Below are 10,623 nucleotides of genomic sequence, written 5' to 3' on the forward strand. Positions count from 1 at the left end.
CGGATCACCTGGTTTGTCCGTCGGTGCCGTGAAGATTCCGGTCCGGTTCCGCCCGGGTCACGCCGCTCGCGGGGGCTCCGATCCAGTGTGTGTGGCCTGGGTCACAGTCACAAAATCTCAAGCCGGTGTTCACAGATGCTCACAAATGGTATTACCATTCTCGGAGCCTGGTCCAAGAGCAGGTCAAGGGCGTGTCCCCACACGGCCAAGCCCCACCGTCCCGTCCACCGGAAGGCTCCGTCATGGAGAGCTTCGTACCCGTCTACGGCACGGGTCCCCTCCTCGGGATCGCGGCGGGCGCCATCGCGCTCCTGCTGTTCCTGATCATCCGCTTCAAGATGCACGCGTTCGTCGCCCTGGTCCTGGTCAGCGTGGTCACCGCACTGGCCGCGGGCATCCCGGTCGACGGAGTGGTCCCCACCCTCCTCGACGGCTTCGGCGGCACGCTCGCCAACGTCGCGCTCCTCGTGGGCCTGGGCGTGATGATCGGCCGCATGCTGGAGGTGACCGGCGGCGCCGCCGTCCTGGCCAGCGCCCTCATCAAGCTGTTCGGTGAGAAGCGCGCCCCGATGGCCCTCGGCGTGGCCTCCCTGCTCTTCGGCTTCCCGATCTTCTTCGACGTCGGCCTCATCGTCATGCTGCCGATCGTCTTCAGCGTGGCCCGCCGCGTGGGCGGTTCGGTGCTGATCTACGCCCTGCCCACGGCCGGTGCCTTCGCGGTCATGCACGCCTTCGTACCGCCGCACCCCGGCCCCGTCACGGCCGCCGTGGAGATCGGCGCGGACATGGGCCTGACCCTCCTCGTCGGCGTGGTCCTGGCCATCCCCACCTGGTACCTGGCCAGCTACCTGTTCGGCCTGTGGGCGGGCAAGCGCTTCGAGATCCCGGTCCCCGACGACATCATGTCCAACGGCGACGTCACCCACGAGAACCCGCCGCGCCTGGGCACGGTGCTCAGCATCCTCCTGCTGCCGATGCTGCTCATCTTCGGCAACACCGGCACCGCCACCCTCGCCGCTACCGGAGCCGTCCCGGCGGACTCCTTCTGGGTGCAGGCGCTCCGGCTGCTCGGGGAGACGCCCATCGCCCTGCTCATCACCGTGCTCTACGCAATGGTGGTCCTCAGCCAGGGGCGCTTCACCCGCCAGAGGGTCGAGGAGATCGTCGGCGGCGCGCTCGGTCCGGTCTGCGGGATCATCCTCATCACCGGCGCGGGCGGCATGTTCGGCGGCGTCCTGCGCACCAGCGGCATCGGTGACGCCCTCGCCGGAAGCCTGGAGTCCACGGGGATGCCGGTCATCGTCGCGGCCTTCGTCATCGCCCTCGCCCTGCGCGTCGCCCAGGGTTCGGCCACCGTCGCCATCACCACGGCCGCCGGGCTGATCGCCCCGGCCGTGCAGGCGACCTCCGGGCTCAGCTCCATCGACCTGGCCCTGATCGTCATCGCGATCGCCTCCGGCGCGACCGCGCTGTCCCACGTCAACGACTCCGGGTTCTGGCTGGTCGGCCGTTTCCTGGGGATGGACGTGAAGACGACGCTCAGGACCTGGACGGTCATGGAGACCCTGATCGGGTTCATCGGCTTCGGTTTCGCCTTCGCCCTGTACCTGGTCCTGTAGGACCTCAGCAGCCGGGGGCGTCGTCCCTGAGGGCGTCCGCGACCTCGGTGACGATCGCCCTCATGGCGGCCTCGGCCACGTCGGGCAGACCGTCCCGGACGGCCCTCGCCACGGTCATGTGCAGGCGCAGGGCCTCCGGGCGGGGGTTGTGCGGCATCAGGTCGTAGGAGGTCCGGGCGACCAGCACCTCCGTCACCACCTCGGCCAGACCGGAGAGCATCTCGTTGCCGGACAGTTCCAGGATGCGGCGGTGGAAGGCGATGTCGAGTTCCATGAAGGTGGTGAGCTCGCCCGCCTGTCCGGTGAGGGTCATCCGCTCGGCCACCGCCTCCAGCTGGGCCCGCTCGTCGGCGGGCCCGCGCTCGGCGGCCAGGGCGGCCGCACCGGGTTCCACGGCGGCCCGGAGCTCGTTGAGGGACCGCAGCTGCTCCATCCGGCCGGAACCGGCCAGGCGCCAGCGGATCAGCTGGGGGTCGAAGACGCTCCAGTCCCGTTGGGGGCGGACCCGGATACCCGTCCGGGGTCGGCTCACGACGAGTCCCATGGACTCCAGGACCCGGACCGCCTCGCGGGCGACCGTCCGGGACACGCCGAAGTCGCCCTCCAGACCCTGGAGGGTGAAGGCGTGGCCGGGGGCGTACTCGCCGGCGGCGATCGCCGGACCGAGCACCGCCAGCACCCGGTTGTGCAGCGTTCGGTGCTCGGTGGTCATCTCGGCCCTCGGAATCTCCTGTGACGCGTTCAGTGTCAGGGAGCAGCCTAGCCGGATTGATTGATATCACTATTGGTGGCGGCGTCGCGCACGGGCGGCGGGCCAAGACTCGGAGAGAGCATGCATTTCGTGTTCATGGGAGTGTCCGGCAGCGGCAAGACCAGTGTCGCGGAGCGGATCGCCGCGCGCCTGGAGTTGCCCTTCGCGGAGGCCGACGCCTTCCACCCGCAGGCCAACATCAGCAAGATGTCGGCCGGTGTGCCGCTGACCGACGAGGACCGGTGGCCCTGGCTCGCCGAGCTCGCCGACTGGATCGCCGCGCACGAGGTGCTGGGCGAGTCCACCGTGATGGCCTGCTCCGCGCTCCGGCGTTCCTACCGGGACGTCCTCCGCGCCGGTGCGCCCGGCGTGCGCTTCGTCCACATGCACGGAACGGAGGAGGTCATCTGGGAGCGGATCGAGGCGCGTGAGGACCACTTCATGCCGCCCGCGCTCCTGCGCTCCCAGCTGGAGACCCTGGAACGCCTGGGCCCGGACGAGGAGGGGCTGGAGCTCGACGTGCGCGGGAACCTCGACGAGCTCAGTCGACAGGCCCTGGACTACGTGGCGGAACAGACACGCCTCTCCCGACAGTAGAGGGACACTCCGTCACGGAGTGGGCACCGGGTGTGCGGGGATTTCGCTCCACTTGTGTAGTACGCCCCGGCGCGCGACCCTGGTCGTCATGCACGACACCCAGACGTCCCCCGTATCCTCCGACCCCCGGCCCTTCAGCGTGCTTCCGGCCCCCCGGCGGAGCCTGCTCGCCCCGGGTCGCCCCGGTGTGCGGCCCCCGCAGGACGTTCGGCAGACCTGTGTCCTGATGTTCGTCACGGCCGCCGTGTTCGTGGGGCTGGCCTACCAGTCCTGGGCGACCCTGGACGCGGGCGCGCCCGCCCCGGTCGTCCGCGAACTGTGGGTGCAGGTGGTCCTGGCGTCCCTGGTCACCCTGGGGCTGGTCGCGCTGGCGTTGCCGGTGCGCCGCGCCGGTCACGTCCTGTGGCGTGCCGCCCAGTTCGGCGCGCTGGTCGCCCTCGGCGTGGCCGTCTCCGCGCTCAACTCGGCGGCCCGGCTCGCGGACACGCCCCTGCTGCTGGTCGCCCTGCTGGTGGCCCTCTTCGCCATCGTCACCAACATCGCCCTGTGGAGTACCAGCGTCCGCCGCTGGTGCTCCTCCTAGCACCCGTTGGCGCGGTGGTCCGGTGCCCCGGCCGTTCGACCGGGGCACGCCCCTCCGTCCGCGTCGGAAATCTACGCCGTAAAGCCGTGCGTTCCTCTCCGCGCTTGGGGAATCGTTCACGGAGAACACCAGGGGCCCGGCGGCGCGTGACTCGTGTGGTCACGCGCCGCCGGGCCCCAGCCGTCCCGCGGGTCCCGTCTCAGGCGTCGCCGCTCAGTCCTCCTCCTCGCCGTCGGCCAGGACGTGCAGGCGGGCCAGGTGCTCGCTGCCGTCCTCCCCGTGGCGGTTGACGTAGATCTCGCGAGCCTCGTCCGCGATGTCTCCCACCTCGTCCTCGAAGCCGTAGTCGAGGAGGTCGTCCAGCAGGTCCAGCGACCGGTGCAGCGGGTCCCCGTCGTCGGGGTCGGCCGCGGCCTCCTGCGGTGAGTGCGCGGTGACCCGCGTCAGAACGACGCCTCGGGCCTCCTCCACCGCGCTCTCCGCTCCGGCCGCCGCGCTCAGGCGGATGCGGGTGATGGGGTCCTCGTCGGCGACGAGCATCAACTGCTCGGCCAGCCAGGTGGTGTCCTGGCCTTCGAGGAACGCGGTGAGTTCCGCGTCGTCAAGGGGAGTGTCCATCCGCAGATCATAGGACGAACCGCACACCTCCGGCGCCTCGGGTCCGGCGCGGGGAGGGGAAACGAAAAACGGACATTCGGCAAGGAAGTTCATTCATCCTATGATCGGATAAAGGAAAGGAAATTGTGCTCGCGCGAATACCCATTGTCACGATGCCGGGGCGTCAGGGGCTCCCGTGAAGACGGCGCTCAGTTAAACACATGCGGATCGAAATCCGATCTATGGATCACGGCACAGATCTGAAACGGTTGTATTAATACCCAGCCGTCTACCTTCCCAGGTGGTCATGGCGAGGTTTAGGGTCCACTCATCGTTACGGGCCCCCACACCCCCGTCCCCCATCACTGAGGTGGACCATGTTCACGAAGTCTTCCCGTAAACCGCTCGGCCTCGTGGCCGTCGCGGCGTCGCTCACGCTTGTGGCGACCGCCTGCGCGGAGAGTGACCGTGCCGGAGGAGGAGGCGACGACTCACAGCCGTTCGTCTTCGCCTCCGCCGGTGACATCACCGCGCTCGACCCCTTCCTCGCCAGCGACGGTGAGACCTTCCGTTACAGCCGACAGGTCTTCCAGACCCTTCTCGAACACGAATCCGGCGGTTCTGAGATCGTCGGCGGACTGGCCGAATCCTGGGACCAGTCCGAGGACGGCACGCTCTGGACCTTCAACCTCCACGAGGGCGTGAAGTTCCACGACGGCGACGACCTGAACGCCGAGGCGGTCTGCGCCAATTTCGACCGCTGGTACAACCTCACCGGTGCCTACCAGAGCTCGAACAACTCGTACTACTGGCAGAAGATCTTCGGCGGATTCGCGGAGAACGACGAGGCGTACGCGGCGCCCGACCCGCGTTTCGTCTCCTGTGAGGCCGAGGACGAGTTCACCGCGGTCATCGAGGTCAGCGAGTTCTCCTCCCTCTACCCCGGCGGTTTCAGCCTCGCGGCGTTCGGCATCATGAGCCCCACCAGCCTGGAGGCCATGGAGGGCCAGGAGATCACGGGCGAGGAGGGCAACCCCAACCTGCCCGAGTACACCCAGGTCCCGGGGACGGTCGCCGGTACCGGCCCGTTCACCCTGGAGGAGTGGAACCAGGACCAGGGGGAGATCACCCTCAAGCGGTTCGACGACTACTGGGGCGACCCGGCGGGCTTCGAGAACATGATCATCCGGGCCATCCCGGACGAGAACGCCCGTCGTCAGGCCCTGGAAGCGGGCGACATCCACGGCTACGACCTGGTGGCCCCGGCCGACGTCGGCCCGCTCCAGGAGGCCGGGTTCGAGGTCCCCACCCGTGACGTGTTCAACGTCCTCTACCTGGCCTACCACCAGGAGAACGAGGCCCTGGCCGACCTCGAGGTGCGTGAGGCCCTCTCGCACGCGGTCAACCGCCAGCGCATCGTCGACACCATCCTCCCCGAGGGCGGCGAGGTCGCCTCGCAGTTCCACCCGGACACCCTCGACGGCTGGTCCCCGGACGTGCGTGAGTTCGAGTACGACCCGGAGCTGGCAGCCGAGATGCTGGCCGACGCGGGCCAGGAGGACCTCACCCTCGAGTTCTGCTACCCGACCGAGGTCACCCGCCCCTACATGCCCGCCCCCAAGGACATCTTCGACGTCATCTCGGAGGACCTCCAGGAGGCCGGCGTGACGGTGGAGGCCAAGAGCTACGAGTGGGCCGAGTACATCAACCAGACCGACAGCGGCAACTGCCCGCTGTACCTGCTGGGCTGGACCGGTGACTACAACGACGCCTACAACTTCATCGGCACCTGGTTCTCCACCCCCAACAACGCCTGGGGCATGGACGACGAGGAGCTCTTCGACAAGATGGAGGAAGTGAGCACCAACCCCGACGCGGACGAGCGCGTCGCCGGGTACCAGGAGCTCAACGAGATGGTGATGGAGGTCCTTCCGGGGCTGCCCATCTCCAGCTCCCCGCCCTCCATCGCGTTCTCCGGGGACGTCAACCCGCCGAACGTCAGCCCGCTGACCCAGGAGAACTTCGCCGAGGCCTCCTGGAAGTAGGCGCGGACCCCTCTCCCTGACCCGGGAGGGGACCTCGCTCGGCCCGGCCGGTCCCCGACCGGCCGGGCCCGCCGCACGGCCACCCCGGCGGTCCCGCCGCACCCCCCCGGGTACCCCCACATCCATCCGTCCAACCCGCCACACCCCGGCGGGGGACGCTTCGCGTCCATCGTTCCCACCACTGGCGAAAGGCGGCGCAGGTGCTGCGATTCATCGTCAGGCGACTCCTACAGCTGATCCCGACTCTCGGCGGTCTGTCGATCCTGCTGTTCGTCTGGCTCCAACGACTGCCGGGCGGACCCGAGTACGCCCTCCTCCCCGACGACGCGACCGCGGAGCAGCGTGCCGCTCTGCGCCGTTCCCTGGGTCTGGACGAACCCCTCGCGGTTCAGTACCTCACCTTCCTGCGCAACATCGTGCAGGGCGACCTGGGGACGTCCCTCCAGACCAGCCGACCGGTCCTGGACGAGTTCCTCCTCCGCTTCCCCGCGACCTTCGAACTGGCCGTGACCGCGATGATCTTCGCCGTCGCCGCCGGTCTGCCCCTCGGCTACCTCGCCGCCCGCAAGCGCGGCACCGTGCTGGACTTCGCCGCCGTGGGCGGCTCGCTCCTGGGCATCTGCACCCCGGTCTTCTTCCTGGCGTTCATCCTCAAGGTGGTCTTCGCCGAGAATCTGGGGGTGTTCCCGTCGGCGTTCCGGCTCTCCCCGGGGCTGAGCCGCACCGACATCACCGGGTTCGTGGTCCTGGACGGGCTCATGACGCGGGAGTGGGACGTGGTCATGGACGCGTTCGCCCACCTGGTCCTGCCGGGGCTGGCCCTGGCGTCCATCCCGCTGGCCGTCATCACCCGCATGACGCGCGCCAGCGTCCTGGAGGTCATGGGCGAGGACTACGTCCGCACCGCCAACGCCAAGGGCCTGCACCGCACCACGGTCCGCACCCGTCACGTGCTCCGCAACGCCCTGCTTCCGGTGGTCACCGCGGTCGGTCTGCTCGCGGGCAGCCTCTTCGCCGGAGCGGTCCTCACGGAGAGCGTCTTCGCCTTCCCGGGGATCGGGTCGTTCGTCTACGCGGCGACACAGACCCGTGACTATCCGGTGCTCACCGGATTCATCCTCCTCATCGCCACCATGTACGTGTTCATCAACCTCCTGGTCGACATCTCGTACAGCCTCCTCGACCCGAGAGTGCGGGCCCAGTGATGCCTACGACACCGAACCCGTCCGAGGCCCCGGACACCGCGGCGGCCGACGAGAAGGTCCCGTTCCACCGGCGCAGGGCCGAGAAGGTCGACCGGCTCGCGGAGCTCATGGGCGACCGGGACGCGGGCGCCCACGGCTCCGGGGTCTGGCGCGAGGCCTTCCAACGGATGCGCCGCAGCCCCATGGCGATCACCGGCGCGGTCATCGTCGCCGTGTTCCTCGTCATCGCGCTGTTCTCACCGCTCATCGCGACCTACAGCCCCACCTCCCAGGCCTGGGGCGGCGAGGTCTTCCCGAACCGCAACGAGTTCGTCGGACCGCGCGCCGAGAACTGGCTGGGCCTGGACCACCTCGGTCGGGACATGTTCTCCCGCATGGTGATCGGTGCCCGCCAGACCCTCCTGGTCGGTGTGGTCGCCACCCTGGTCGGCTTCCTGTTCGGCGCGCTCTTGGGCGGCCTGGCCGGTGCCTGCTCGGTCCTGGGCGGCCACTGGGGACGCCAGGTCGACAACGTCATCATGCGCGTCATCGACATGATGCTGGCCATGCCGACCCTGCTGCTGGCCGTCACGGTCGCCGCCCTGGTCGGACCCAGCCTCACCACGGTCATGATCGCGGTCGGTATCGCCCAGGTCCCGATCTTCGCCCGCCTGCTGCGCGGCGCGATGATCTCCCAGGGCAACCGCGAGTACGTGCTGGCCGCGCAGGCCCTGGGCGTGCGCAAGCGGAAGATCGCGGTGACGCACATCCTGCCCAACTCCATGGGGCCGGTGATCGTGCAGTCCACGCTCACCCTGGCGACCGCCATCATCGACGCGGCGGCCCTGTCCTACCTGGGTCTGGGCAATCCGGACGCCTCCTATCCGGAGTGGGGCACGATGCTGTCCGAGGCCCAGCGGTTCCTGTCCAGCGCACCGTCCCTGGCCGTCTACCCGGCCCTGGGCATCATCATCACCGCGCTCGGCTTCACCCTGCTGGGTGAGGCGCTGCGGGAAGCGCTCGACCCGAAGTTGAGGAAGTGACCATGAGTTCCAGCACGCCGCTGTTGGCGGTGGACGAGCTGTCCGTGGTGTTCCACCGCAAGGGCCAGAACCCGACCCGTGCCGTCGACGGGGTCTCCTTCACACTGGAGGAGGGCAAGGTCACGGGGCTGGTCGGGGAGTCCGGCTGCGGCAAGAGCGTGACCTCCCTGGCCCTCATGGGCCTGCTGCCGGACCGGGGCGTGAAGGTGGGCGGCAGCGCGGTCATGCGCCTGTCCGACCGGGGCGAGGAGCTCCGGGAGGCGGACCTGCTGCGGGTCTCCCAGCGCCGTATGCGCGACCTGCGCGGCTCACAGCTGGCGATGATCTTCCAGGACCCGCTGAGCTCGCTCAACCCGGTGGTCCCCATCGGCGTCCAGGTCACGGAGATCCTGAAGCGGCACCGGGGGATGCGCGGCGCCCCCGCGAGGAAGGAGGCGGCCGACCTCCTGTACCGGGTGGGCATCCCCGACCCCACCCGGCGCCTGAACGAGTACCCGCACCAGCTGTCCGGCGGTATGCGCCAGCGCGCGCTGATCGCGATGGCGGTGGCCTGCAAGCCGCGCCTGATGATCGCGGACGAGCCCACCACGGCCCTGGACGTCACCATCCAGGCGCAGATCCTGGAGCTGCTCAAGGACCTGGTCACGGAGGAGGGCACGGGGCTGCTGATGATCACCCACGACCTCGGCGTGGTGGCGGGGCTGTGCGACGACATCAACGTCCTGTACGCGGGCCGGGCGGTGGAGACCGCCGAGCGGGCGCCGCTCTTCAGCGACCCCACGCACCCGTACACGGTGGGCCTGCTGGGTTCCATCCCGCGCCTGGACGCGCCGCGCGGCGAACCGCTCACCCCGGTGCGCGGTTCGGTGAACGACAACATCGCCTGGGCGGACGGGTGCGCGTTCGCGCCCCGGTGCGACCACTACACCATGGAGTGCCTCCAGGGGCCGCCCCAGCTCGTCAGTGTGGGCGACGGGGACCCGGGACACGTCCACCGCTGTGTGAACCCCATCAGCCACGCCGACGTGGTGGACCGGGCCGTGCTGGAGAGCCCGGCCGTGGTGGGCGACGACGAGGAGGAGCGGGGATGAGCCTGCTGGAGATCAGGGACCTCAAGGTCCACTTCCCCATCAAGCGCGGCGTGATCGTCGACCGCACCGTGGGGCACGTGCGCGCCGTGGACGGGGTGTCGCTGGCCATCGAGCAGGGCCAGACCTACGGCCTGGTGGGGGAGTCCGGCTGTGGCAAGACCACCCTGGGCCGGGCGGTGCTGAGGCTGAACGGGATCACCGAGGGTGAGGTGTGGTTCGGCGGGCGCGACCTGGCCGGGCTCGACGCTGAGTCGATGCGCCGGGAGCGCGCCAATCTCCAGATGGTCTTCCAGGACCCTCTGGGCAGCCTGAACCCGCGCCAGAACATCGGGTCCATCCTGCTGGAGGGGCTCCAGACGCACGGGATCGGCGGCCCCGAGGGCAAGGAGGCCCAGGGTCTGAGCGGTGCGGAGCTGCGGCGGCGGACGGGCGAGGACCAGCGCCGCCGGGTGGTGGACGCGCTGGAGCGGGTGGGGCTGTCCGCGAAGGCGCTCCAGCGCTATCCGCACGAGTTCTCGGGTGGTCAGCGCCAGCGGATCGGGATCGCCCGGGCGCTGGTCCTGGAGCCGGACCTCATCATCTGCGACGAGCCGGTCTCGGCGCTGGACGTGTCCATCCAGGCCCAGGTGCTCAACCTGCTGGAGGAGCTCCAGGAGGAACTGGGCCTGACGTACCTGGTGATCGCGCACGACCTCGCGGTGGTGCGGCACGTGAGTGACGTCGTGGGGGTGATGTACCTGGGTTCTCTGGTCGAGGAGGCCACCAGCGACGAGCTGTACGAGACCCCGCTGCACCCGTACACCAGGTCGCTGATGTCGGCGGTGCCGGTGCCGGACCCGACCGTGGAGGACACCCGGGAACGCATCCTGCTCGCGGGCGACCTGCCCTCGCCCGCGAACCCGCCCGCGGGCTGCCGGTTCCACACCCGTTGCCCGTGGCGGCAGGAGGAGCGGTGCGACACCGAGCGTCCCGAGCTGCGCCCGCTGAACGGCGGGGACGCCAGCGCCACCCATCGGGTGGCCTGCCACTACGCCGAGCAGATCCTCTCCGGCGAGATCCAGCCCCGAGAGGAGCTGGCGGAGCGGATCGTGCACGGCGCGAGCTGATCCGGCG

General features: G+C 69.6%; 10 protein-coding genes. 8 read left to right on the plus strand and 2 right to left on the minus strand.

What is annotated here, in order from left to right; all coding sequences use genetic code 11:
• Positions 1–242 precede the first annotated feature (242 nt).
• The gene (locus tag ACRWK8_RS21690; protein ID WP_378743124.1) at positions 243–1,619 is read left to right on the plus strand and encodes a GntP family permease; all 1,377 of its coding nucleotides are present in this window, start codon (positions 243–245) and stop codon (positions 1,617–1,619) included.
• Positions 1,620–1,623: 4 nt separating this feature from the next.
• On the opposite strand, the gene ACRWK8_RS21695 is transcribed toward ACRWK8_RS21690, so the two are convergent.
• Positions 1,624–2,331 carry a FadR/GntR family transcriptional regulator gene (locus tag ACRWK8_RS21695; protein ID WP_378743122.1) on the minus strand — a complete coding sequence of 236 codons (708 nt, stop codon included), beginning with the start codon at positions 2,329–2,331 and terminating at the stop codon, positions 1,624–1,626.
• A 120-nt stretch (positions 2,332–2,451) separates the two neighbouring features.
• Between ACRWK8_RS21695 and ACRWK8_RS21700 the strand changes: the two genes are divergently transcribed.
• Positions 2,452–2,967 carry a gluconokinase gene (locus ACRWK8_RS21700; protein WP_378743120.1) on the plus strand — a complete coding sequence of 172 codons (516 nt, stop codon included), beginning with the start codon at positions 2,452–2,454 and terminating at the stop codon, positions 2,965–2,967.
• Positions 2,968–3,055: 88 nt separating this feature from the next.
• Positions 3,056–3,550, plus strand: coding sequence for a hypothetical protein (locus ACRWK8_RS21705; protein WP_431872525.1), 495 nt, complete (start codon positions 3,056–3,058; stop codon positions 3,548–3,550).
• A gap of 213 nt (positions 3,551–3,763) precedes the next feature.
• Here ACRWK8_RS21705 and ACRWK8_RS21710 read toward each other — a convergent pair whose 3' ends face one another.
• Complete coding sequence (locus tag ACRWK8_RS21710) at positions 3,764–4,168, minus strand: hypothetical protein (RefSeq protein ID WP_378743116.1); 405 nt, start codon at positions 4,166–4,168, stop codon at positions 3,764–3,766.
• 356 nt (positions 4,169–4,524) lie between these two features.
• Between ACRWK8_RS21710 and ACRWK8_RS21715 the strand changes: the two genes are divergently transcribed.
• The 5 genes from ACRWK8_RS21715 (at position 4,525) to ACRWK8_RS21735 (ending at position 10,616) form a co-directional block, all read left to right on the plus strand.
• Positions 4,525–6,192, plus strand: coding sequence for an ABC transporter substrate-binding protein (locus tag ACRWK8_RS21715; RefSeq protein ID WP_378743114.1), 1,668 nt, complete (start codon positions 4,525–4,527; stop codon positions 6,190–6,192).
• A 200-nt stretch (positions 6,193–6,392) separates the two neighbouring features.
• Entirely contained in the window at positions 6,393–7,397 is a 1,005-nt protein-coding gene (locus tag ACRWK8_RS21720; RefSeq protein WP_378743112.1) for an ABC transporter permease, read from the plus strand.
• Positions 7,397–8,419 carry an ABC transporter permease gene (locus ACRWK8_RS21725; protein ID WP_378743110.1) on the plus strand — a complete coding sequence of 341 codons (1,023 nt, stop codon included), beginning with the start codon at positions 7,397–7,399 and terminating at the stop codon, positions 8,417–8,419. The genes ACRWK8_RS21720 and ACRWK8_RS21725 overlap by 1 nt, the downstream gene beginning before the upstream one ends.
• Before the next feature lie 2 nt (positions 8,420–8,421).
• Positions 8,422–9,510 carry an ABC transporter ATP-binding protein gene (locus ACRWK8_RS21730; protein WP_378743108.1) on the plus strand — a complete coding sequence of 363 codons (1,089 nt, stop codon included), beginning with the start codon at positions 8,422–8,424 and terminating at the stop codon, positions 9,508–9,510.
• Positions 9,507–10,616 (plus strand): ABC transporter ATP-binding protein, encoded by a 1,110-nt coding sequence (locus ACRWK8_RS21735; RefSeq protein ID WP_378743106.1) that lies wholly within the window; start codon positions 9,507–9,509, stop codon positions 10,614–10,616. The genes ACRWK8_RS21730 and ACRWK8_RS21735 overlap by 4 nt, the downstream gene beginning before the upstream one ends.
• The last annotated feature ends 7 nt before the right edge of the window (positions 10,617–10,623 follow it).

This window comes from Nocardiopsis eucommiae, assembly GCF_965344335.1.
In the GTDB taxonomy this organism is placed as follows: domain Bacteria; phylum Actinomycetota; class Actinomycetes; order Streptosporangiales; family Streptosporangiaceae; genus Nocardiopsis; species Nocardiopsis eucommiae.